Annotated in this window: 15 protein-coding genes; 3 read left to right on the plus strand and 12 right to left on the minus strand. The window is 62.8% G+C overall.

What is annotated here, in order from left to right:
- Positions 1-49: 49 nt before the first annotated feature.
- Both AC07OP_RS12045 and AC07OP_RS12050 read left to right on the plus strand, forming a co-directional pair.
- Positions 50-2,275, plus strand: a complete 2,226-nt coding sequence (locus AC07OP_RS12045; protein ID WP_065940263.1) for a TonB-dependent siderophore receptor — start codon at positions 50-52, stop codon at positions 2,273-2,275.
- On the plus strand, positions 2,275-3,138 hold the full coding sequence (locus AC07OP_RS12050; protein WP_495101791.1) for an alpha/beta hydrolase: 864 nt from the start codon (positions 2,275-2,277) through the stop codon (positions 3,136-3,138). The genes AC07OP_RS12045 and AC07OP_RS12050 overlap by 1 nt, the downstream gene beginning before the upstream one ends.
- Before the next feature lie 6 nt (positions 3,139-3,144).
- On the opposite strand, the gene AC07OP_RS12055 is transcribed toward AC07OP_RS12050, so the two are convergent.
- The 9 genes from AC07OP_RS12055 to AC07OP_RS12095 all read right to left on the minus strand — a co-directional run bounded on the left by AC07OP_RS12055 (position 3,145) and on the right by AC07OP_RS12095 (position 17,021).
- On the minus strand, positions 3,145-5,658 hold the full coding sequence (locus tag AC07OP_RS12055) for a fimbria/pilus outer membrane usher protein (RefSeq protein WP_495101790.1): 2,514 nt from the start codon (positions 5,656-5,658) through the stop codon (positions 3,145-3,147).
- Between the two features lie 85 nt (positions 5,659-5,743).
- Entirely contained in the window at positions 5,744-6,484 is a 741-nt protein-coding gene (locus AC07OP_RS12060; RefSeq protein ID WP_169899035.1) for a fimbrial biogenesis chaperone, read from the minus strand.
- A gap of 77 nt (positions 6,485-6,561) precedes the next feature.
- Positions 6,562-7,167, minus strand: coding sequence for a fimbrial protein (locus tag AC07OP_RS12065; protein WP_027607480.1), 606 nt, complete (start codon positions 7,165-7,167; stop codon positions 6,562-6,564).
- 196 nt (positions 7,168-7,363) lie between these two features.
- On the minus strand, positions 7,364-8,011 hold the full coding sequence (locus tag AC07OP_RS12070) for a response regulator (RefSeq protein WP_027607481.1): 648 nt from the start codon (positions 8,009-8,011) through the stop codon (positions 7,364-7,366).
- A 23-nt stretch (positions 8,012-8,034) separates the two neighbouring features.
- Entirely contained in the window at positions 8,035-11,208 is a 3,174-nt protein-coding gene (locus tag AC07OP_RS12075; protein ID WP_495101789.1) for a hybrid sensor histidine kinase/response regulator, read from the minus strand.
- Positions 11,209-11,291: 83 nt separating this feature from the next.
- Entirely contained in the window at positions 11,292-12,485 is a 1,194-nt protein-coding gene (gene pvrR / locus AC07OP_RS12080; protein ID WP_027607483.1) for a response regulator cyclic di-GMP phosphodiesterase PvrR, read from the minus strand.
- A complete protein-coding gene (locus tag AC07OP_RS12085; protein WP_115487003.1) occupies positions 12,472-15,270 on the minus strand; it encodes an ATP-binding protein in 2,799 nt (932 codons plus the stop codon). The genes pvrR and AC07OP_RS12085 overlap by 14 nt, the downstream gene beginning before the upstream one ends.
- A gap of 57 nt (positions 15,271-15,327) precedes the next feature.
- Positions 15,328-16,311, minus strand: a complete 984-nt coding sequence (locus AC07OP_RS12090) for a fimbrial protein (RefSeq protein WP_027607485.1) — start codon at positions 16,309-16,311, stop codon at positions 15,328-15,330.
- Between the two features lie 23 nt (positions 16,312-16,334).
- Positions 16,335-17,021: a fimbrial biogenesis chaperone gene (locus tag AC07OP_RS12095; protein WP_495101788.1), complete on the minus strand. Its 687-nt coding sequence runs from the start codon at positions 17,019-17,021 to the stop codon at positions 16,335-16,337.
- A gap of 205 nt (positions 17,022-17,226) precedes the next feature.
- On the opposite strand from AC07OP_RS12095, the gene AC07OP_RS12100 reads away from it, so the two are divergent.
- The gene (locus AC07OP_RS12100) at positions 17,227-17,763 is read left to right on the plus strand and encodes a chemotaxis protein CheY (protein WP_495101787.1); all 537 of its coding nucleotides are present in this window, start codon (positions 17,227-17,229) and stop codon (positions 17,761-17,763) included.
- Positions 17,764-17,773: 10 nt separating this feature from the next.
- On the opposite strand, the gene AC07OP_RS12105 is transcribed toward AC07OP_RS12100, so the two are convergent.
- The 3 genes from AC07OP_RS12105 to AC07OP_RS12115 all read right to left on the minus strand — a co-directional run bounded on the left by AC07OP_RS12105 (position 17,774) and on the right by AC07OP_RS12115 (position 21,936).
- Positions 17,774-19,105, minus strand: coding sequence for an OprD family porin (locus AC07OP_RS12105; RefSeq protein WP_495101786.1), 1,332 nt, complete (start codon positions 19,103-19,105; stop codon positions 17,774-17,776).
- Positions 19,106-19,167: 62 nt separating this feature from the next.
- Positions 19,168-20,718, minus strand: coding sequence for an MFS transporter (locus tag AC07OP_RS12110; RefSeq protein ID WP_495101785.1), 1,551 nt, complete (start codon positions 20,716-20,718; stop codon positions 19,168-19,170).
- 9 nt (positions 20,719-20,727) lie between these two features.
- Positions 20,728-21,936, minus strand: a complete 1,209-nt coding sequence (locus AC07OP_RS12115; RefSeq protein WP_169899029.1) for an aspartate transaminase — start codon at positions 21,934-21,936, stop codon at positions 20,728-20,730.
- Positions 21,937-22,089 lie beyond the last annotated feature (153 nt).

Here is a 22,089-nt window from a genome sequence, read left to right on the forward strand (position 1 = left end):
CTTTGATGGCCCACCGCTATCGGTCGGGCTGACGTTTGGAGATCCGCGCATGTTCCGCTTGTCCCTGCTTGCCGTGAGTATTTGCAGCCTGTTGCCCGCCAGCAGTTTCGCGGTTGAAACCGAAGCCCCCGCGCAGATGGAGCTGCCGACCCAGACGGTACTGGGCACCGCACAGGAAGAGATCAAGCAGATGCCCGGCGTGTCGATCATCACCGCCGAAGACATCAAGAAACGCCCCCCGGCCAATGACCTCTCGGAGATCATCCGCACCATGCCTGGCGTCAACCTCACCGGTAACTCCAGCAGCGGCCAGCGCGGCAACAACCGCCAGATCGACATCCGCGGCATGGGCCCGGAAAACACCCTGATCCTGGTGGACGGCAAGCCGGTCAGCAGCCGTAACTCGGTGCGTTACGGCTGGCGTGGCGAGCGCGACAGCCGTGGTGACAGCAACTGGGTGCCGGCTGACCAGATCGAGCGCATCGAAGTCATCCGTGGTCCGGCGGCGGCGCGTTACGGCAACGGCGCGGCAGGCGGCGTGGTGAATATCATCACCCGGCAACCGGGCAGCGAAACCCACGGCTCGGCGACGATCTACCACAACTTCGCCCAGCACACGGCCGAGGGTGAGACCGAGCGCATGAACTTCGGCCTCAACGGCCCGCTGACCGACACCCTCAGCTACCGCGTGTACGGCAACATCGCCAAGACCAATGCCGACGATGCCGATATCAACAGCGGCCATGAGTCCGTGCGCACCGGTAACCAGGTCGGCACCTTGCCGGCGGGGCGCGAAGGTGTACGCAACAAGGACGTCAACGGGCTGCTGAGCTGGCAGTTCACCCCCGAGCAGACGCTCGACCTGGAAGCGGGGTTCAGCCGCCAGGGCAATATCTATACCGGCGATACCCAGAACACTAACAGCAATGCGAATGTGAAGAGCATGCTGGGCCATGAGACCAACATCCTCTACCGTGAAACCTATTCGGCCACCCACCGTGGCGAGTGGGATTTCGGCAGCAGCCTGGCCTACCTGCAATACGAAAAGACCCGCAACAGCCGCATCAACGAAGGCCTGGCGGGCGGCACCGAAGGCATCTTCGCCAACACCGATTTCTACACCACTGTGCTGCGCGACCTGACCGCCCACGGCGAGGTCAACCTGCCGCTGCACGCCGGTTTCGAACAGGTGCTGACCCTGGGCACCGAGTGGGTCGAGTCGCGGCTCGACGACCCGAGCGCCAACACCCAGACCACCACTGCCGGCGGCAGTGTCGCAGGGCTGACCAGCACCAACCGCAGCAGTACCTCGTCGTCACGCATCTTCTCGGTGTTCGCCGAAGACAATATCGAGCTGCGCCCCGGCACGCGCCTGACGCCGGGCCTGCGCCTGGACCACCACGACATTGTCGGCGACAACTGGAGCCCCTCGCTGAACCTGTCCCAGGTGCTCACCGACACGCTGACCTTGAAGGCCGGCATTGCCCGTTCGTACAAGGCGCCGAACCTCTACCAGCTCAACCCCAACTACCTGCTGTACAGCAATGGCCAGGGTTGCTATGGCTCGACCAAGAGCTGCTACCTGCAAGGCAATGCCGATCTCGAGGCCGAAACCAGCGTCAACAAGGAGCTGGGGATCGAGTACCGCAATACTGCCGGGGTGGTCGCCGGCCTGACGTATTTTCGCAACGACTACAAGAACAAGATCGAGTCCGGCCTGACGCCGGTGGGCACCGCTTCGGGCGGTTCGGGCACCACGGCCAACGCCAATATCTTCCAATGGGAAAACGTGCCCAAGGCACTGGTTGAAGGGCTCGAAGGCAACCTCACGTTGCCGTTGGCCGAGTCGCTGACCTGGACCAACAACTTCACCTACATGCTGCAATCGAAAAACAAACAGACCGGCGATGTGCTCTCGGTCACGCCCAAGTACACCCTCAACTCCATGCTCGATTGGCAAGCCACCGAGGCTCTGTCCCTGCAGGCCAGCGTGGCCTGGTACGGCAAGCAGACCCCGAAAAAGTACGATTACCACGGCAACCGTGTTACCGGCACCGGCAACAATCAACTGTCGCCCTATGCCATTGCCGGTGTGAGCGGCACCTACGCCATCAGCCAGCATCTGAGCGTTACCGCTGGCGTCGATAACGTTTTCGACAAACGCCTGTGGCGCGAGGGCAACGCCCAGGGGGTGAACAACATCGAAGGCGCGGGGGCGGCGACCTATAACCAGTCCGGCCGCACCCTGTACACCAGCCTGACGGCGTCGTTCTGATGGGGCGCGCGATCTTCCTTGCCTTGCTTGTCGCCCAGGGCGCCCATGCCAGGCCGGCACCGGACCAGTTGATGGACGCGCCGGTATTGCGCGAAGCCAGCGCCTATCGTTTCAGCACCCTGGAACTGGACTCCGCCGATGGTGCGCGGCACTACCGCATCTGGCTGGGGCAACCGCCCAAGGTCAGTGCCGCCAACCCTGTGGCGTACCTGCTGGATGGCAACGCGGCGATGGCGGCATTGGATACCGAGCTGTTGAATCGCCTGTCCCACCACCCGACGCCACCGGTGCTGGTGGCGGTGGGGTACGCCACGCCACTGCGCATCGAACGCAATGCCCGCACCTTCGATTACACTCCGCAGGTGGGCGAAGGCATGCAACGCGATCCACTGACGAATGTGCCCAGCGGTGGGGCCGATCAGTTCCTCGACCTGCTCACCCGGCAGATCCGGCCCTTGATCAACCAGCGCCTCGCCGTGCAGCCTGCGCGCCAAGTGCTGTGGGGGCATTCCTATGGTGGGCTGCTGGTGCTGCACACCCTGCTGACACGCCCGCAGGCCTTTGATGAGTATGCCGCCGCCAGCCCCTCGCTGTGGTGGAACAGTGGGGTGATCGAGGCCGAAGGGCTGGGCTTGCAACAACGGCTGCAGGGCCGGCGGCCGAGGCTGTTGCTGATGCGTGGCGACGCAGAACCCGCCGGTCCGACGAGGTCGGCCACGCCGCAGGATGATGCCGCGGCCAAGCGCTTTCTGGTCAGGCTGCAAAGTGTCGAGGGGCTGACTACCCGCTACCAGACCTTTCCCGGCCTTGGCCATGGCCCGATGTTACCCGCGTCGTTGCGCTATACCCTCGAACACCTGTAGGCGTCATCAATCGGGTTGGCACACCAACGGCTGTCGCTCGTAGTTCAACGCCTTGTTCTGTGGCGCCAGCACATAGCTCGCACGGCAACGCTGTTCGCCCCACTTGATGGTCAGGGTGCCCCGGTCCTGCTCAACCAGCGCCAGGGCATTGCCGTTCGGGTCGGCAATTGCCAGTTGCTTGCCGTTGGCATCTTCCAATGAGGCACCAAACGACAGCGGCTTTCGTTGCGCATCAAACAACTCGAACAACACTCGCCTTCCGGTGGTGCCACTGTAATGCGCGACGACCACGGCCCCCCGGCGCGGTACCAGTTGCTGGGTGGCGTTGGTGATCTCCACGTTGCCCCCCAGGTCGCGGGTGTCGAGGCTGATCCAGTTCACCCGATAAGGTTGCGCCGTCGGGATCACCGCATAGCCGTTGGATCCGGTTTCCACACCGCTGTAACTGCTGATCTTCGCCCCGGAGATGCCCGGCACTTGAGCCAGCGCGAAGGTCTCGCTGACCGTTTGCCCCAGGTTGATACCGCCGGCATGGGCCACCACCGAACCTGCGAGGTTGACGTTCTGCGAGGTGTAGCCCTGGCCCTGGCTGTAGCCGAGGCTGACGTCGGCCACGGCGGTGCGGCTGTTGATATTCACCGAGCCGGAATCGCCGCTGGTATCGCTGTGGCCCGCCTGCACCGAATAGAACGTGTCGCTGGTGTCGGCGACATAGCCGTTGATCCCCGCCTGGGTGGTGGTGTCGCCGTGTTGCCGGCTGGTGGTGACAAAGGCGCGTGGCGCGCGCGCCTGGCTGCCCAGCGGGAATGAGACGGACAGGTTCAACTGCGTGTCGCTGCTGGGTTCGCCCCAGGTGACGATCTGCTTGGTGCGTGTCACGCCCAGGTTGTAGCTCAGGTCGCCCCAGTGGCTGGTGTAGCCGGCGGAAAAACTCTGCGAGCCGCCGCGATTCCAGTAGCGCTGGTCGCTGGCATTCACGTACAGGCTGCCGAACGCACTGTTGCGTCCCAGGCTCTGGTTGATGGTCAGGTCGGTGCGGGTTTTTGAATGCCCGGTGCGAACGCGCACGTCTTCGCTGAGGTCCTCCACGTGGTCGGTGAGGGTGCGGTAGCCCTCGGTGGAGTAGCGGTAGGCGGCCAGGGTGAAGTTGGTGTCGGTGCCGGCGAAGGTCTTGGCATATAGCGCGCGCACGCTGCTGCCCTGGGTGGTTTGCCCGCGTGCCTTGCTGGACGAGTGGGTGGCGTCCAGGGAGAACGCGCCCAGTGAGGTGTTCTTGCCGGCGCCGACCGACACGGCGTTGTAGTCCTCGCTGGCCTGCAAACCGACGATGCCGCTGAGGTTGCTGGTCAAGCCGTACGCCAGCGTGCCACTGAGAAAACGCGGGGTCGCCAGGCCGTCGGCGTTGCTTTTGAAGGTACCCGCCGAAACGCTGTATTTGACTTGGCCTTCACGCACCATGATCGGCAGGCTGGAGAACGCCTGCATCGTCACGCGGCGGCTGCCGTCAGCTTCGATCACGGTGATTTGCAGGTCGCCGTTGGAGCCGCTGGGGTAGATGTCGTTGATCTCGAACGGCCCTGGCGCGACGTTGGCGGTGTAGAGGATGTAGTCGTTCTGGCGAATTTCCACGGTCGCGTTGGTTTGCGCGACACCCCGGATCACGGGCGCATAGCCGCGTTCGCTGTCGGCGCGCATGCCTTCATCGGAGGCCAGTTTCAGGCCGCGATAGCGCACGCTGTCAAACAGGTCGGTGTCGGAGAAAATTTCACCGGCGCTGAACTGACCCTTGATCGCCGTCACATCATGCTGCAGGTAGGTGCGGTTGCTGGTGTAGGTGTTCGAGCGCCCGGTACCGCCACTCAGGTTCGATTCGTTGCGCAGACGCCAGGCGCCGAGGTTGATGCCGTTGCGCAGGCCGAGGTTATTGGCGATGCGGGTGTCGTAGTCGCCCGCAGTACGACTGCTGTTGAGCTGGTAGTTGATGAAGGCGGCGGGGACGCCTTCGTCCCATAGCTGCGGGTCGACATAACCGCGCAAGCCGCGTTGCATGGCCACTTGCGGAATGCTCGCCAGCAGGCGCAGGTGGCTGCTGTCATAGCGCACGCTGGCCTCTTCAATCATCTCGGCCAGGGCGTAGCAGTCCTGCGGGTGCTGCGGGTCGAGTTTGCCCTCGGCCTGCAAGCGGGCCAGGTCGATGCCCAATTGCTTGAGCAGGTCGAGGTTCAGGCAGGCTTCGACCCGACCGTTGTGGGGGTTGCGCTTGAAGTCGATATCGCGCCGGCCCACCAGCACCTCGTTGCTGTACAGGTCGACGCGGTAATTGCCCGGCAACACGCTGTTCGCGGAGAGCAACTGCTGCAGGTCGACGGTGGACTGTGCACCTTGCAGGAACGTGGTGTTGAAGCGCTCCGCAGGCTCATCGGCCATTGCCCAGGCCGGCAGGCTGGCGGCCATCGCGAGCGACAGTGTCTTCAACGTCAGTGCGCCGTGCGCGGGCCTGTTGCTGGAAAAAAAAGACATGCGAAGACCTGTGACATCCCGGGTTGGCGAACAGGCGGGCACGCAAACACGCACGCGAGGTGAGCCTGTGGATTAGAAAAGGGGCTTAGGGTTTGCGGCGTGATTCCGTGGCGTGCGCGGGGGCGGCAGCACCGACGGCCAGGGGCGCGGTGTACGCGTTCTGTGCACCGTAGTCATTGATGCTGGAAAACGACAACTGCACCGGCCCGCTGGCGGGCGTGGCGCCGAGGGGAAACTGTTTCTCCTCGCCGGGCGCGATCATGGTGGAGTCGCTGGCCAGTTGCGCCTGCACTTTGATGTCGGCCATGGACACGTGGTAGAGCGTCGGGTTTTTCACCCGCAGCAGGGTCTGTGCGCCATGTCTGACCAGGCGCCACTCGAGCTGCGCTGGGGCCTGCAACGCACTGCCTGCGAGGCCGGCAGGGCGGTAGAAAATCTTGATGCGTTGGCGGATCGCCAGTTGCAGGGTGTTCTCGGCCTCGCTGGCCTTGGGGATCTCCTGCACGTTGAGCCACACCACCGACTCGCGGTCCGTGGGCATGCCGGCGCCCTCATACAGGATGCGCAGCAGTTGCTGTTCCTTGGCGAACACCCGCGCCAATGGTGGGGTGACGGCAAACGGTGCGCGGCTGCCGCTGGCATCGTTCATGTCGACCCAGGATTGCACCAACACGTCCTGGTTACCGTTGCGCACGGTGATATTGGCTTCCCTGTGGGCGCCATCGAACACGATACGGGTGGCATTCAGTGAAATGCTGGCGGCGGCCTGGGTAGCCATAAGCATGCCCAGCAGCACCAGGCTCATGGCGATAGAACGAGGCGGCATGAGGGGTATCCGGTGTCATCAAAAAGGGAATGGCGAGGCCGCATGGCCTCGCGCGTTCGGTGCACGGGGCGCCGGGGTTATTCGTATTGCAGGATGAACGGCAGGGTTGCATCACCGCGACCGGCGGTGGACGCACCGGCGGCACCGGTGGTGACGTAGGCCGCCGCGAAGCTCAGGGTAGCGTCGCCGCCTTCAGTGCCTTGACCGTGCATGGTGCTTTCGATACGTGCGGTGGCTGGCGAGCTCAGATCGATCAGCGTGCCTTTGCTGTCCAGGAGGGCGATACCGACGTTTTGCGCGGTGGCCGAACCCGGGTTCAGGGCCAGTACGTTCTTGCCGGTCACCAGGCCCGAACCGCCGTTGTTGGCGTCAAAGATCATCGCCACCTTGGTGCCCTGGTTGCAGTTGACGTTCAGGTTGAAGTCTTTGGCGGTAACGCGACCTGCGGTTGGGTTTTCCGCGGTGCCCATGTCCTTGATCGAGACGTTGCCCATGTCGACCGAGATGGTGCGGTCGGAGTTGGCGCCGTCCACCGAGCAGGCGTCGTTGTTGATCACGCCGGTGAAGGTGATTTTGCCGCTGCCGCCCAGGGTAGGAGTAGGCGCTACCGTATCGTCGGCGAACGCACTGCCGGATGCGGCGATAATGGCCGAGGCGATAACAGCCAGGGAAAACTTCTTCATGATGATGTCCGTTAGTGTTAGTTGGAGAATGTAAGTACTGAATTGCCAGGAAAGAGTAAAAGGCGAGGTCGTTAACCAGAATAAGACGATTCTTATAAGTCGAAACTCAGGCGCACTGGTTACGCGTCAAGAACAGGCGGGGAGTTCGAAAATAAAGGGCGAAGCCATTGTCGGCGAATGGCTTGCGAGTGGTTCTTTAGTTGAAAATGTTACGCGCCAGGCAATAAGCGAGCAGGTCTTGGTCGCTGTTAACTTCAAGTTTGCGCATGGCCGATATCTTTTGTGCGCTGATGGTTTTTGAACTTCGATTCTGGCTGCGTGCAATATCACTGACACTCATGCCGGAGATAAACAAGCGCAGGATCTCGAACTCTTTGGGCGACAAGCTGGTAAAGCGCTCGTCGAAGTCGGTGAGGGTTTCGATCACTGATGTCTTGGGCGGTTCCAGGCTGCGATAGGCGCTCTGTTGGGCAATGGCCTGGAGTGCCAGTTGAATCTCGGTGTGCAACTGGCTTTTCTGGATGATGCCGACCACACCCAGCTCTTGCAGGCGGGTGAGAATCAGGTGGTTGGAAATCATCGTGAGGATCAGGACCTGCACCTGTGGGAAATGCCGTTTCAGGTATTCCACCAACTTCAGGCCATCGCCGTAGGGCGAGTCGCCCGGCATGTTGTAGTCGGTGATCACGATGTCGGCGCCCTGGCGCTGCAGCAAATCGATCAGCCCGGCCGAACACACGGCCTCGCCGACCACTCGAAAGCGCGTGTCGCGTTCCACCAGCTCGCGAACGCCCAGCAACACGATCGGGTGATCGTCCGCGATTACCACGTTGAATTTTTTCATAAGGGGCCGTCCGTAGTGCCGGTTCAAGTGAGTGAAGAGTGCCCGGGCTGGAGAGTCTCCAGGACGGCCGACAGTCGCTGCATGACCGCTTTCACCTTGAGCGTAAGGGCAGTGTCGAGGCTGCCACGGTTAAGTGCGCTTTCCAGTTCGATGCAGGCGTGGGCCAGGTCGAGCGCCTGGACGGCACCCAGGGCGCCGGCCAGCGAATGCAGGCGTTGGCCAAGACCGTGGGCGTCGCGCTGGGCCAGGGCGGCGTCGATACCTTGCAAGTCCTGCTCCACGCTGCTGATGAACAGCGGGCGCATCTTCTCCGATAACTGCACGCTGTCATTGAATGACGCGGTGGCTGGCGCAACCGGCGGCTTGACCTTGCACAGCTTGATCAACTGGCCACGCAAGGTTTGCAGGCTCAAGGGCTTGACGATCCAGGCGTTCATGCCCACCGCCAGGCAGCGCACGCCTTCCTCGCGCATCGCATTGGCGGTCACGCCGATGATCGGCAACTGCGGGTCGTGCTCGCGCAGGGCCCTGGCCAGGTCATAGCCATTCATCAACGGCATATTCACGTCGGTCAGCACCAGGTCAAAGGCGTGCGGTTGCCACAAGTGCAGGGCCTGCTCGCCATTGGCGGCCAAGGACACCGAGCAACCGAGTGCTTCCAGCTGTTCCTTGATAATCGCCTGGTTGACCGGGTTGTCCTCGGCCACCAGGATATGCAACCCCAACTGCCCGGCACTTTGCAGGCGCGTCGCAGGCGGTTGCTCATGCTTGCCGTGTTGTGCCAGCGAGACCGTGGCGGCGATGGCACGTACATCGTACATATCCACCCTCCAACCCTGGGCCGTGTGCAGCGGCGGGCTGTGCGCACCTGGCAGGCACAGCACGCGCTGGCCGACCCAGGGCCGCGCGGGGTCGCTGGCGAACAGGTCCACCAGCACCGCGTGGCGGTTGTCCTGTTCCTGGGTGGGCGCCGCCAGCGCCGCCGCAATGCCCAGGCGGTTGAGCCAGTCACTCATTGACTGCGCCAGCTCGCGCACCGGTGCCTGCACATACACCGGCGTCGGGCTGGGCTCGATCAGCGGCAGGTTGGTCAAGGCACCGCCACACAGCGGCAGGCGCATTTTCAATGTGAAGCTGCTGCCCAGGCCCGGCTCGCTGACCACCCTGATCTCGCCGTCCATCATCTGCGCCAGCCACCGGCAGATCGGTAATCCCAGCCCGGCGCCGCCTTCGCTGGCGGTGTCCGGTGCCTGGTAAAATAGATCGAACAGCTTGGCCTGCTGCGCCTCGGGGATGCCCACGCCGGAGTCGGTGACTTGCCATTCCAGCTCAACGTGGTTGGCGTCCTGTGCCGTGACCCGGGCGCGGATCACCACGCGGCCGATGTCGGTGAACTTGATGGCGTTGCTCACCAGGTTATTGAGAATCTGGCGAATCCGCATCGGATCGCCCATGACGCAGTCCGGCAGTTGCGGGTCTATGCAGCTGTAGAGCTGCAAACCCTTGCGCTGGGCGAAGGCGGCGTAGGTGTGCAGGGTGTCTTCGAGCATGTCCAGCGGGCAGAAATCCACGGCTTCTATCGCCATTTGCCCGGATTCGATTTTCGACACATCGAGCACATCGCTGATCAGTTGGAACAGCGTGCCGGATGAGCGCTGGATGGTCTGCAGGTAGGTTTTCTGGTGCGGGTCCAGATCTGTCAGCCCGAGCAGTTCAAGGGTACCGAGCACGCCATACAGCGGTGTGCGGATTTCATGGCTCATGGTTGCCAGGAACAGGGTCTTGGCCTCGTTGGCCGCATCGGCGGCGCGGCGGGCGTCTTCCAGGGCCTGGGCGTCATCGATATGACGGGTGATGTCGTTGAACGCATACAGGCGCACGTCTTCGGCCTGGTAGCGGGTCGACACGAAGCCGATCTGCAGGTGCCGGCCTTCGATCTCCAGGTGCGTCTCGCCGCTCTCGGCGCCCTCAGGTGTACCGGCCATGGCCGCTACCAGGCGTGCGGTGCCCGGCCATTGCTGGGCGCGCTGGTTTTCGATAAGCACCTTGCCGTCGCTGCGGCGCACCACGCATAGGCCGGTGGGTGCGGTGTCGATGATCACGCGGCTGAACGCCACGCTTTCGGCAATGCGCTCGTGGGCCAGGCGCGCCGGGTTGATTACCTGGCGCCGATACCAGCGGCTGCCGCCCCAGCCGAGGGTGATAAGGCCGCCGAGAAACAACGCCAGGCTGCTCAGCGGCCACAGCGCAGAGTGGAAGAAGTGCGCGTAGTTCAGGCCATAGACCGCGCTCCAGGGCCGGTCACCGGCCTGGGTCATCTTGAATTCGAAGCCATCGGCGTTGAAGTGCACGCCATCGCTGAGCGATGCGTCGACGTCGGGCCCGGCCAGCCGCTGGCCGTCGGGGCCCATCAACGTGAGGCGATCGAATGCCGAGTGATCCAGGGCGCGCTGTACATCGTCGACCCGCGACAGGTCGAGCAAGGTGCCGACTACCGCCTGTTCCTGACCGCCAAGTGGCAGGCCGATATACGCCAGCAAATGTTCGGCGGCGGGACCGGCTTGCCAATACACACGGTTTTGTTCCAGGGGCTGGGGCGTCTGCTCCAGGCGTTGTTGCACTGCGTTGACCAGCGCCACCAGGTTGCCCGTGTCCTCTGTGCTTTCGCGACGTTGGTAGCCCACGGACGGCACGGTAATGGTGTAGTTCGCCTGACGATTGAACAGGAAGGTTTGTGGTGCCTCGTAGGGCGACGAGGACCAGAAGGCGCTGTAGTAGCTGGTCAGGTGGGCGCCCAGCGCGAAAATCTGCGGCCGGGCAGCGACATTGACCTGTTGCTCATCGAACTTGGCGCTGAAGGGCACCGAAAACGAATACTTCTGGCCTTCGTACAGCGTGCGGTGGTTGTCGACCATGCGGCTTTTCAGGCTGACCTGCACATGGGTGGCACGCAACAGTTCGGCCTGGATGCCCGGGTGGGTCAGGCTCTTGAGATAGGACTCCTGCTCCTGCAGGTTTTCCATCAGCCGCGCGAAGTGAAAGCGCGTGGCGCCGTAGCGGGTTTCGATCCCGCGTTGCAGTGACCAGTAGTTGGTCAGGACCAGCAGCAACGCGATGCCAATCAGCACCATCAGGCCTTTGTTCAGGCGCAATGAGCTGCGGGTGAAAGCTTCGAGGATCGCGTTGTTGTGCTTCATCAAGGGTTTCCGCGGGCGCAGGATAAATCGGCACTGGATGGAGCTTACTCCTTAATACGGGGTAAATAATCCGGGGCCGGCTGCTAGTGAGATGTCGCAGGGCCATCATTGTTCAGTAGTTGTTGAAATTGATCCGGCGACACCGCGTGGGAGATCAGAAAACCTTGCACCTGGTTGCAGTCGATCTTGCGCAGGAGCGCCAGTTGCTGGGGCGTCTCCACCCCTTCGGCGACCACGGTCAGGCCGAGTTTGCGGCCCAGCGCGATGATGCTCGCCAACGCCTGGGCAATGCCTTCGTTGTCATGGCTGCCCTGGACCAGCGCCTGGTCGATCTTGAGTTCGGTAAACGGCGTGGACACCAGGTTCAGGTACGAGCTGTAGCCCTTGCCGAAATCATCCTGGGACAGCCCGAACCCCTTGATGCGCAGGCGGCAGGCACCGGCATAGAAGTTACTGATGTCCTGCGGTACCGAGCACTCCATCAACTCGAAGCAGATCATCCCCGGGATGCCATCGTGGTGCAGCACGAACTCCAGCAAACGGTCCGCCAGGTCGTGGCTGTTGAGCAGGTGGGTGGGCAGGTTGATCGACACCGGGATTTCATAGCCACGCTGGCGCCAGTGTTCCTGGGCGTGGATCGCCTGCTTGAGCACCAGCCACAGTAGTCGTTCCTCCAGTTCGAAGGCCTTGATCGCCGGCAGGAAGGCACCCGGCAGCATCACGCCTTGCTCGGGGTGCATCCAGCGTACCAACGCTTCGGCGGCGACGATACGGCCGTTGGCCAGGGATTTTTTCGGTTGGAACCAGGCCTGGAACTGGCCGGCGCTCATGGCCTGGATCAGGCTGTGACGGTCGATGTCCACGTGCTCGGGCATTGCGGGGGAGGGCTTGCACACCCTGTTCCTGAGTTGTTCCACCAGGCTGCGCAATGCATCGGCGGCAACCGGTTTCGAGATCAGCCCGATCACCTCCACATCGAGGTTTTTTGCCACCAGGCTGGCCGCCATCAACATGCGTCGCGACGCAGCGCTCATGATCGCCAGCGCCGGCTTGCAGCGCAGGCTGGCCAGGCACTGGATAAACTGCACGCCGTCCATGCCGGGCATCAGCAGGTCGGTCAGTACCAGGTCGAAATCCCGCTGGCGCAGCTGCTCCAGCGCTTCTTTGCCATCCGCGGCGGTTTCGAGCATGAACTCCCCCAACTCACTGAGCAGGTGCTGCAGGTAGATGTGCTGCAGGGGATGATCCTCAACAATCAAAATACTAAGGGGCTTCATGGGTGATCCGTGCATAAGGCGCCAGGGAGTTGAATAGAGCCCGCAACGCAAAGGGTTTGACCAGGCAGTGGTTCATGCCGGCGGCCAGGCACAGGTCGGCCTCGCCGCGCATGGCGTTGGCGGTGGCCCCGATAATCGGCAACGGGCAGCCCTGGCGGCGCAGTTCGCGCGCCAATTCATAGCCGTTGATATGGGGCATGTTCACGTCCGTCAACACCACGTCGAAGTTGCCGGCGGTGTACAGCTGCAACGCTTCCTGACCATCGGCCGCCAGCTCCACGGTACAGCCGAGTTCTTCGAGTTGGTCACGCAGTATCAGCTGGTTGATGATGTTGTCCTCGGCCACCAGCAGGTGCAGGTTGAGTTTATTCAGGTCACGCTGGCGCGTGTGCTCATCGGCGCGGGCCACCCACAGCCCTTGCGCCTGGCTGACGGCCTGATGAATAGCGCCCAGGTGGTTGAGGTTGACGTGCCAGGCACCGGCGTCGGCCTCCAGGGTCGTGCAGGCGTTGCTGCTGACGTGAATCACCGGGCCCGGCCACTCGGGCACCAGCAACGGGTCGATGCTGCCGGGGTGCACTTGCAGCAGTAGATGATTGTCCGCCAGGGTCGGCAGGCCGGTCTGGGCCCTGGCGCCCCAGCGACGCAGCCAGCCACTGACCGAGTTGGCCAACTCCGGAATCGGCGAGGCCACGTAGATAGTCTCGGCCAATAGGGGGGGCATGGGCGGGGTGGGAGCCTCTTCCAGCGGCAGGATCAGACTGAAACTGCTGCCCAGGCCGAGTTCGCTGACCATGCGGATATTGCCGTTCATCAACTCCGTCAGGCGTTGGCAGATCGGCAGGCCCAGGCCGGTGCCGGCGACCACATTGGTGTTGCCTTCACTCTGGTAGAACGGTTCGAAAATCATCGCCTGGTCTTCCTGAGCGATGCCTTTACCGGTGTCCGAGACTTGCCACAACAGGCTGGAACGCTCGCCGTCGCGGCCCAGTACTTTGACCCGCAGCACCACGCGCCCGTAGTCGGTGAACTTCACCGCGTTGTTGAGCAGGTTGTTGAGTATCTGACGGATGCGCGTCACGTCGCCGATCAAGCGTTCCGGCAGCGTGGGATCAAAGCAGGCGTACAGTTGCAGGCCCTTGCCCTGGGCGGCTGCGGCGTAGCCCTGGATGATTTCGTGGACCAGGTCCAGGGGCGAGAATTCGCTCAACTCCAGGGCCAGTTGCCCGGCCTCGATCTTCGACACATCCAGCACGTCGCAGATCAACTGCAGCAGCGTCGAGGAGGAGCCTTCGATGGCATGCAGGTAGTCCTTCTGCTGGGCGTCCAGTTGCGTGCGCGCCAGCAATTCCAGGGTGCCGAGCACGCCATACAACGGTGTGCGGATTTCATGGCTCATGGTTGCCAGGAACAGGGTTTTGGCGGCGTTGGCGGCATCCGCCGATTGACGTGCTTCTTCCAGCGCCGCCTCGACTTGCTTGCGTGCGCTGATATCGCTGAACGCGCAAAACAGCACGTCCTCGCCGCGATAGCGGGTGGGGGCGCTGCTCAGGTACAGGTGGCGGCCGTCGATGGTTTCGAAGTAGTCACTGTGTTCGCTCGGTTCGCAGGCAAAGGCCTGCTCGATCCAGCCGGCGCGCAACGCCTCACGCTCCGGGCCGTGGCCCAGCCACTGTTGGGCCAGGGTGTTTTCCAGCACCACCTGGCCATCGGTGCGGCGCAGCACGCAGAGGGCAACGGGCGCGGTCTGGATCACGTCGCGGCCGAACGCCTCGCTTTCGATCAAGGCCTGGATGCGATGGATCGAAGGGATGATGAAGCGCTGGTCGACGCGGCGCATCACCAGCCAGATCAACGTCAGGCTGAACAGGCAGAACAGCAGCGAGCCGAGCAACTGTTTCCACAGGCCGGTGACCACCGCGCGCAGGTCGATGGAGTACATCAGTTGCCAGTCCGAGGACTTCAGATGCTTGCGGATCACCAGGTGGTCGGGCAGGAAACCACTGCCGACAAACCCGAAAAAATTGTCTTCCCTGGGCTTGAGGCGTTGCTGGCTCAGCTGTGAGTCGTGACTGTTGGTGAAGACCAGCATGCCCTGGGAGTTGAGCATCATGAATTCGCCGGCGCTCTGGTCGCTGAGGGTCTGGGACACTTCGCGGCTTTCCATTTCCAGGCCCAGCCAGCCGGAGCGAGGGTCGCGCTCATCCAGGCGAATGAAGATGTAGAGGTGCGAGTGCTGCTCGGTCTTGTCGCTGAGCCACAGCTCCTTGAGTGTGCCCGGGTCGCTGTTTTGCAGGGCCTTGAGGCGGTTGAGCATGCATTTGGAAATCGGCAGCACCTGCGCAGTGGAGTCGTACAGCCGCGTCACCTGTGGGGTCGGGCCGGTGTTCACGTAGAGCAGGTTGACCTGCTTGGCCTTGAGGTAATCGCGCATGCGCGTGGTCAGCCAGATGCTCCACTGGTTGCCTGGCGTGTCACCCAGTTGCAGGTGTTGTTCCTCCTCCGAGGGTGGATAGATCCTTGCCTGCTTGCGCACCGCGGACAGGCTGAGGCTTTCGAGCAGGGCCTCTCGGTTGGTGAAAAAAGTGTGGGCTTCGGCGATGGCGCTGCTCATGTAGCCGCGGCGCTGGGAGATGTCGTTGTTGAACGTCGACAGTAGAAAGGTATAGACCCCGCTCAGGATGCCGATCAGCAGTACGGTCGCAAAAATACGAAGCAGCCTTCTGGCTGCTTCGGGTCGGGAGAGGACGGGGTTGATCTGGAGCAGATAACTTTTCAATCGCATCGGCGCACTTTAAACAGCACGGTGCACCGGGGGTATAAGACGATCCTTAAAACGGGCCTACTTGTAGTACATATCCACCACCACGGCGGCGTCGAAGGCACCCGGGATCGGCAAGGTGCGCCATTTCAGGTCGGCGCGGAATTCATCGTGGCTCTGGCCCAGCCCCATCAACTCTTGCAGCGTGAACCAGTTATTGAACGGCAATTGCTGTTGGCTCTCGGCGCGGGACAGCGCGATGCCCACCGAGCTGTTGTTATCCGGCACCAGCAAGCCATTGATCACACTGCCGCCCCCCGCCGTGCTGGCGAAGCGTGCGCTGATGGTGTAGGGCGTGTCGCAGCCCTTGCGCAGGTTCAGGCTGAAGTTGGCGCTGCTGGCCACTTCACCGATGGCAGCCTTGCGCGACGGTGTTGGGAAGTTGACCACGCTGGGGGTGATGGTCAACTCGGGGGTACAGGGCACGAAGCGGATATCGTTCATGCCGGTGACCACGTAGTTGAAATTGCTGTTGGGCCGCGAGTTGAGCCCGCGCACGCCGTCGAGCTGGAATACCCGGTAGGAGGTCAACGTACTGGCTTGCCCGCTGGGTGGCGTGGGGTCGTATTTCTCGATGAACACGCTGAAGTTGAGGGTAAAGCGCGCCTTGTCCCAGCCGACGCAATTGGCCAAGTTGCAGCCTCGATCGGAATAGAAGCCGGTACCGACCTTGCCGGTGCTTTGGGTAATCGGCTGGTTGTTGTAGCGAATGCCCACGCGAATACCCGTGCCGATACTCACGCCGGCCGGGTTGACGTAGAAATACACTTCTTCGCGGCCATGGCCGTAGTCGTCCTTGCAGATTACATCGGTCGAGCGCGGGCCCGACTCCCAGATGATGGTGCCGTTGGGCGCATCGGCGGCCACCGCCAGTGCAGTACCCAGTGCCTCCTGGGTGATGATCGAGTTGGTGCCGTCCTCACGGCAGGCCAGCGCGTGGCTGGTAGCCGGCAGGACCGCACAGGCCCACAGCAGCATCGGTAAGCAGTGTTTGGTGAGTGACATGGGGGCAGATACTCCGCGATCTATCACTTGAGCGCCGCGCTATGGCGGGCCTGCAAGCCGATATCGGTGATTTCGGTGAAGTGAAGGGAAGTGCCTTTGGCCAGACGTCTCGGTGCGGTGAGGGTTTTGCTCTCATGGGGTTTGAGCAGCAGGTAATCGCTGAGCGCCAGGCTGTCGGTCTGTACATTGACCAGCGACAGGTGAAACGCGCTGGGGTTACTGACGGTGATGGTCGGCCCGTCGTCGCTGCGCCATGACAATTGCCGCACCGCCTCGGCCGAGCCACCCTTGAGCGCGGGCGGCCGATAGAACAGCTTGAGCCGTTGGCGTATTGCGAACTGCACGCTGTTGGCGTCTTGCGCCTTGAGCGGAATTTCCATGACGTTGAGCCAGAACAACGACTCGCGATCGGCGGGCAAGCCTTCCCCGGCATACAGGATGCGCAGCCGGTGATGTTCCCCGGCGCCCAGTCGCACCAGCGGTTCGGGGGTGGCAAACGGCACGGGGCCTGCGCCTGAATCGTCCTCGCCGGTGACCCAGGTTTGCACCACGACGTCACGCGGTGCCTGATTGACCACGCTGATACTGGCGGCCTTGTCCTGGCCGAAGTAGATCAGGCGCGTGCCTTCGATCTTCAGCGCAGCACGGGCGGGTGGCGGTGCGAGAGCCAGCAGCGCACAGGCCAGCATCGCCATTCTGAGTAAAAACATGAGCACAATTGAAATCCATGGGAGCGTGTGGGGACGCAGCCCATGGTAGGGAGAGGTGCGCACGGGGGCTTTCAGGCGATTCTTAAAAGTGTGCCGGTGTACCGGCTTAGCGTTTCAGAATCGCCTTAAAGTCAGGTTTGCCGCCCGACGGTTAACGTAGCGGCGTTGAATGATCGACGCTGATGCCCAACTGTCAGGTTTACCTATGTCCAATAAAGCGTTACGCCTTCTGATTGCCGATGCAGACCTTCTGCAACGGATCAAGATCGAGAAAATGCTCAACCAGATGGGCTATCACCGTATCGCCCCGATTGGTTCGTTCGACGAACTGCTGGCGTTGACGCGTTCCCCCGGCGTGGCATTCGACCTGTTGATCATCAACATGGCGCTGGTGCATACACGGGAGGTGAACCTGTTGAAGTACTGCCATGACAACCCGCTGATCCGCCACACACTGGCGTATGACGGCCAATGTGCGCAGAGTTCAAGGGTGTCGGTGTCGGTAAGCCAGACCTTGCATTTGTCGCTGTCGCAATCGCCGGACTTCAACTCGCTGCGCCGTTGCATGGAGATGGTCGATCCCTTGCACACGCCACAGTCACTGGAGCGCCCGACGCTGCGCGCAGTAGACACGGAGCGCATGGCGCCCCGGGTCAGTAAGGGTTCAATAGGCACGCGTGGGTTTTGCCCCGGCGACCCGGCGGTGGTCGCGTGTGCGATCGGGTTGTCGCCCAAGCGCTAGGGGGCTGGCGTTACAAAATGCTCAACGGGTAACTGATGATCACCCGATGCTCATCGCTGTCACGCTGGGTGGTCACTTCGGTGCGCAATGAGGCATGGCGCAAGGCGATGCTCAGGTTCTTCAGCGGGCCTTGCTGGAACACATAGCTCACGGTCAGGTTGCGTTCCCACTCGCTCTTGTCACCCGTTGGCGTGCGGATGTTCGAGCCACTTTCGTACATGCCCATAAAGCTCAGGCCTGGCACGCCGACCGTGGCGAAGTCATAGCCGTAACGCACCTGCCAGGTGGTTTCCCCGGCGCGCTGGAATTTGCCGATCATCGACTCGGTCATGAAGTAGGCCGTGGAACCGTCCCCCTGGTTCAGCCACACCGCATCGCTGTCGCCGCTGACCTGTTGCAGGCCGGCGGCAATCGTATGGCCGTCGACCAGGTAAGTGAACAGGGCGCTGCTCAGGCGGCTGTCGACCTTGCCCTTGGTCACGCCGTCGCCGTAGTAGCCGAAGGTGTAGAACGCCGGGTCGTTGCCGTTGGCACCGTCGGAGCGGTTATCGAAGTGGCGCAGGTCGGTGCGCAGGGTGCCCGGGCCGATCTGCCAGTCGTACTTGAGGCCCAGGAAGTTCTGCTTGTAGAAGTCCTGCAGGTTGCCATAGTAGTACTGCAACGTCAGGTCTTTGGTGGGTTTGTAGTCGACGCCGCCGTAGTAGAACTTGTTGACGAACTCACCGCTGACCGCGTTGTTGGCGCCCGGGATCGACATGCCCATCTGGTTGCTCGAACCACGGCCTTTCACGTGTTCCAGCTGGCCGAGGGTGAAGGTGAAATGGTCCAGGTCCTTGGACTGCACCTGTCCGCCGTTGAAGGTCTGTTGCAGCATGCGGTCGGTGGACATCACCACCGGCAGCATGGGCACCAGGGTCCCGTATTTCAGCTCGGTCCGGGCAAAGCGCGCCTTGGCGGTCAGGCCCAGGCTGCCGAACTGGTCCACCGCGCGACCATCGTGATCGGTGGGGAACACGTTGCCGTTGAATGCGGTGCTTTGCGGGTTGTAGTGACGGCCCTTGCCGGAGTCCAGGCGCACACCGAACATACCGATGGCGTCGAGTCCGAAGCCCACCGTGCCCTGGGTGAAACCCGACTCGAAGTTGGCGATAAAGCCCTGGCCCCATTCCTGGGTGTAGTTGGGGTCGGCCGCGCCGCTGCGGTTGTCGGCGTTACTGAAGAAGTTGCGGGCCAGCACGTTGAGCTTGCTGTCTTCCACCAGGCCGGCGGCGTAGCCCTGTTGGGCGATCAGCAGGCCACAAAGGCCGGCGAGTACTGTTGGTGCGCGATTGAAAAGCTCCATCGGTGTCATCCCCATGTGTGTTTGGTTTTTTTAGGGCAGTCAAAAGCGGCAGTGAAGGTTTTCTATTTGTTTTCAGGAGCAGGTTTTTCAGGAGCAACGGTGGCCGGCACGACATGCAGTCGCACCGGCGGCAAGCGGTACAGGATGAACAGCGCCAGCACGCCGATCCCGGCGCACAGCAACAGGCCTACGCCAACGGACTGCGCCAGGGCATCCCGGGCCAGGTTCAGCCACGGCGAGGCGTCGAGGTTGGCATGCAACAGCGTCTGCGGATCGGCGTACACGGCAATGCCCTCGGCGTGATTCGCGGCGAGAAACACCCGCTGCACATTGGCGCTGTACAGCAGGTTGACCAGCACCCCCATGCCCGCAGTGCCGAGCAGCCCGCCGACCAGGCGCAGGGACTGGGTCAGCGCTGTGGCAATCCCCAGGAACTGCCGTTCGGCCAGGGTCTGGGTGAAGACCGTGAGGTTGAGCAGGATAAATCCCAGCCCCAGGCCGGCCAGCAGGATCAAACCGAGCAGCAGGTTGAACGCGGCCCCGCGCCCGACCACCGCCAGGCCCAGGCACGCCAGCAGCAGTGCGACAAAGCCTGCCAGCGGCAAATGGTTGGGGTTGCGCAAACGGGTCACGATGCGGCTGTTGACGATGGCCCCCAAGGTGATGCTCAACGCCAGCGGCGTGATCAACAGGCCGGCGTCCTGGGGCGAGTAGCCGTAGGCGCCTTGCAGCAACAGCGGCAGGTAGAACAACAGCGAAAACATGATCGCGCCGGCCGCCACCGACAGTACAAACAACCATCGCAGGCTCGGCAAACTGAACAGCGCCGCCGGCAACAGCGCATGGGGGCAACGCCGCTCCCAATGCCACAGCGCGCTGATCGCGGCCATGCAGCCCAGGCCCAGGGCGGTGCTCAACGCCAGGCTCGAATGCCCCAGCCACTCCACAAATAGCTGCAGGCTGCCCAGGGCCAGCGCGATCAATAACGCGCCGGGCCAGTCCAGGCGAATGCCGCTGCGCTGCTGCGGGCGGTACCAGGGCAGAAAGCGCCAGGCGATCAATAGCGCCAGGCACCCCAGGGGCAGGTTGAGGTAGAACACCGAGCGCCAGCCAAAGGCGCCGGTCAGGTAACCCCCCAGGCCCGGGCCGATGGCATTGACCACGCTGAACAGCGCACTCAAGAGCATTTGCCAGCGCAGGCGTTGACGGGTATCGGGAAACAGTTCGGGAATGCAGGCGAACGCGGTGCCGATCAGCATGCCGCCGCCCACGCCTTGCAAGGCGCGGCCGATCACCAGTACCCGCATGTCATCGGCCACGGCACAGGCCAAGGAGGCCAGGGTGAAAATCAACGTGGCGGCGAGCACGAATGGCTTGCGCCCGTAGTAATCCCCCAGCCGCCCGAAAATCGGAATGGTGACGATGGACGCCAACAGGTAGCCGGTGGCCACCCACGCGTAGAGTTCAAAGCCATCGAGCTCGGCGACGATGCTCGGCAAGGCGTTGCCGATCACCGTCTGGTCAAGTGCCGAGAGCATCAGCACCAGGGAGATGCCGAGCATGGCCAGCAAGGCTTGCTGGAAACTCAAGGGCGGGTGGGCTGCCACGGTCATGGTCGGCCCTCAGCGCAACGCGGTGACGGCGGTGGCGATGCGTGCACAGCCCTGGTCGAGAGTAGCGATCGCGGTGGCGATCGACATACGGAAAAACGGCGCCAGGCCATACGCCGTGCCGGCCACCACCGCCACGCCCTGGCTTTCCAGCAGGTACATCACGACGTCGCTGTCGGTGTGCAGCACCTTGCCCTCGGGCGTGGTTTTACCCAGCAGGCCAGCGCAATTCACATACAGGTAGAACGCACCATCGGGCTTGCGGCAACTGAGGCCGGGAATGGCATTGAGCAGCTCCAGGCAGCGGTCGCGGCGTTGCTGGTAGACCAACACGCTTTGCTTGACGAAGCTCTGGTCGCCGTTGAGCGCTTCCACCGCCGCTGCCTGGCTGATCGAGCAGGCGTTGCTGGTGGACTGCGATTGCAGGGTGGCCATGGCGCCGATCAGGTCGGCGGGGCCGGCGGCGTAACCGATGCGCCAGCCGGTCATGGCGTAGGTCTTGGACACGCCGTTGACCACCAGGCTGCGCTCGCTCAAGGCCGGCTCGATGGCGAGGATATGCGGGTTGTCCAGGCCGTCGAAACGGATGTGCTCGTAGATGTCATCGGTCATCAGCAGCACATGGGGATAGTCCAGCAGCACATCGGCCAGGGCGCGCAATTCGCTGTGGCTGTAGCTGGCGCCGGTGGGGTTGCTGGGGGAGTTGAGCAGCAGCCAGCGGGTACGCGGGGTGATCGCCGCGCGCAGCTGGCCTGGGGTCAGCTTGAAGCCGTTGTGTTCCGGGCAGGCGAGGGTCACAGGCTCGCCTTCGCAGGCCAGCACCATGTCCGGGTACGACACCCAGTACGGCGCCGGGATCAGCACCTCATCGCCGGCGCCGAGAGTGGCGGCGAAGGCGTTGAAGATCGCACTTTTGGCGCCGCTGGTCACCAGCACTTGCTGGGCGGTGTAGGCCAGGGCGTTTTCCCGTGCCAGTTTGTCGACGATGGCCTGGCGCAGCTCCGGGGTACCGGCGTTCTGGGTGTAGCGGGTTTCACCGCGCTCGATGGCGGCACTGGCGGCCTGGCGAATGTTAGGTGGCGTATCGAAATCCGGCTCGCCCACCACCAGGTTGATGATGGACTGGCCCTGGCGACGCAGCTCGTTGGCGCGGTCGGACGCGGCGCTGCTGGGCGATGGTTTGATGCGTTGCACACGGGCGGCGATGCGGGAGGCAGTCACGGGCGTTCCTCGTTGATGGCGTTGACAGGGGCCACAGTACGAGGCGCGGGGAAGGGCGCCATAAGATGAGTTCGTTCTGGTTTGATAGGCAGTGCTTATGGCTGGGGTTGCACTGTTGCGGTGCGTCCAGTCCTGGCTGCTCCGGGCGGGTGC

Source organism: Pseudomonas sp. GW821-FHT09D08 (genome assembly GCF_059416305.1).

Excerpts from the sequence above, each read along its gene's own strand:
- AC07OP_RS12105 (WP_495101786.1), bottom strand. The coding sequence starts at position 19,105 with ATGGAGCTTTTCAATCGCGCACCAACAGTACTCGCCGGCCTTTGTGGC.
- AC07OP_RS12070 (WP_027607481.1), bottom strand. The coding sequence starts at position 8,011 with ATGAAAAAATTCAACGTGGTAATCGCGGACGATCACCCGATCGTGTTG.
- AC07OP_RS12090 (WP_027607485.1), bottom strand. The coding sequence starts at position 16,311 with ATGTCACTCACCAAACACTGCTTACCGATGCTGCTGTGGGCCTGTGCG.
- AC07OP_RS12050 (WP_495101791.1), top strand. The coding sequence starts at position 2,275 with ATGGGGCGCGCGATCTTCCTTGCCTTGCTTGTCGCCCAGGGCGCCCAT.
- AC07OP_RS12045 (WP_065940263.1), top strand. The coding sequence starts at position 50 with ATGTTCCGCTTGTCCCTGCTTGCCGTGAGTATTTGCAGCCTGTTGCCC.
- AC07OP_RS12055 (WP_495101790.1), bottom strand. The coding sequence starts at position 5,658 with ATGTCTTTTTTTTCCAGCAACAGGCCCGCGCACGGCGCACTGACGTTG.
- AC07OP_RS12060 (WP_169899035.1), bottom strand. The coding sequence starts at position 6,484 with ATGCCGCCTCGTTCTATCGCCATGAGCCTGGTGCTGCTGGGCATGCTT.
- AC07OP_RS12110 (WP_495101785.1), bottom strand. The coding sequence starts at position 20,718 with ATGACCGTGGCAGCCCACCCGCCCTTGAGTTTCCAGCAAGCCTTGCTG.
- pvrR (WP_027607483.1), bottom strand. The coding sequence starts at position 12,485 with ATGAAGCCCCTTAGTATTTTGATTGTTGAGGATCATCCCCTGCAGCAC.
- AC07OP_RS12065 (WP_027607480.1), bottom strand. The coding sequence starts at position 7,167 with ATGAAGAAGTTTTCCCTGGCTGTTATCGCCTCGGCCATTATCGCCGCA.
- AC07OP_RS12095 (WP_495101788.1), bottom strand. The coding sequence starts at position 17,021 with ATGTTTTTACTCAGAATGGCGATGCTGGCCTGTGCGCTGCTGGCTCTC.
- AC07OP_RS12085 (WP_115487003.1), bottom strand. The coding sequence starts at position 15,270 with ATGCGATTGAAAAGTTATCTGCTCCAGATCAACCCCGTCCTCTCCCGA.
- AC07OP_RS12075 (WP_495101789.1), bottom strand. The coding sequence starts at position 11,208 with ATGAAGCACAACAACGCGATCCTCGAAGCTTTCACCCGCAGCTCATTG.
- AC07OP_RS12100 (WP_495101787.1), top strand. The coding sequence starts at position 17,227 with ATGTCCAATAAAGCGTTACGCCTTCTGATTGCCGATGCAGACCTTCTG.